The organism is Bartonella sp. AA126HLJHH (genome assembly GCF_042197425.1).
In the GTDB taxonomy this organism is placed as follows: Bacteria; Pseudomonadota; Alphaproteobacteria; order Rhizobiales; family Rhizobiaceae; genus Bartonella.
The window spans coordinates 1-941 of the sequence record NZ_JBHIRU010000098.1 but is presented as its reverse complement, the minus strand read 5'-3'; the positions used below and the strand labels follow the sequence as shown (position 1 = coordinate 941).

The 941-nt window shown below is 35.3% G+C and carries 1 protein-coding gene and 1 pseudogene; both read left to right on the top strand.

Annotated elements, in window-relative coordinates; translation table 11 throughout:
- A pseudogene (locus tag ACFIQC_RS09930) lies at positions 1-267 on the top strand (hypothetical protein); the annotation flags it as partial.
- A 12-nt stretch (positions 268-279) separates the two neighbouring features.
- On the top strand, positions 280-627 hold the full coding sequence (locus ACFIQC_RS09925; RefSeq protein ID WP_375633279.1) for a hypothetical protein: 348 nt from the start codon (positions 280-282) through the stop codon (positions 625-627).
- Positions 628-941: the final 314 nt, after the last annotated feature.

Here is a 941-nt window from a genome sequence, read left to right as displayed (position 1 = left end):
AAAGGCTTGCCTAATGCAATTTATGACGAAATGCCATCATCTTCTGATGATAAAGCAAGAGACAAGTGGGTAGCATTTGCAACAGAGCAGTTTATAAACATGCAAGAGGCACTAAAAGAAGCCCAATGCCTCTATAGACAGTATAATCTTCATGCTGCGTTACAGTCCCTCGTTATAGAAGATCAAATGCTACCACACCTTGTGAATTCATTACGCGTTGCTCTTAATGTGCTTCAGAAGCACTTTTGCAAAAATAACTATCAATAGAATATGAAGGGAATGGCAATAACAGCTAAGACGGTCATTATTGTAAATAAAAACGCAGGAATCTTTAACCTAAATCTCCAGAGTATGTTAATCGGAAGAGACATTATGGTGATTATTATAAAGCCTATTACGAACCATTCTATTGTCTGCCTTTTTTTTAAACGACGCTTCAATATTTCATTATACTTTTCCTCATTAGTAGCAATTAGTTTAAATTTATCTCTAGGAAGTCCTTCAGTAGGAGGTATTTCTTTTGAATCAACACAAGCAATAAAAGAAGATGGATTTCGTACATCACGCAAAACAGGAATTTGGCCATCTGGGCATAGTTTTAAATACCTATCTTCTGCTAATGATTGACTACTTATATGGCTAGTGAATAAGATACTTATTATTCCGAATAAGGCAATTTTCTTTAAATACGATAATAACATTAGATTTTATCTTGTTTTTCATTGTAGCATCTTCGCTTCATACAGATTCCCTTTGAAATTATCAATATGTGTTATTTTTATGTTGACAAATTGTAGCAAATCGTATTTAATGACAGCACTGTACTTGGTCGTATTGTGTCTAAACGAGGGGCGGTGCAGTTTGGAATCCCCGCAAATGCGGGGTTTTTTATTATCTGGAGGGCGTATTTTATGACATCAGAAAATACACAGCAGGCTCCA

Coding starts and splice junctions, on each gene's coding strand:
- ACFIQC_RS09925 (WP_375633279.1), top strand. CDS start 280: ATGGCAATAACAGCTAAGACGGTCATTATTGTAAATAAAAACGCAGGA.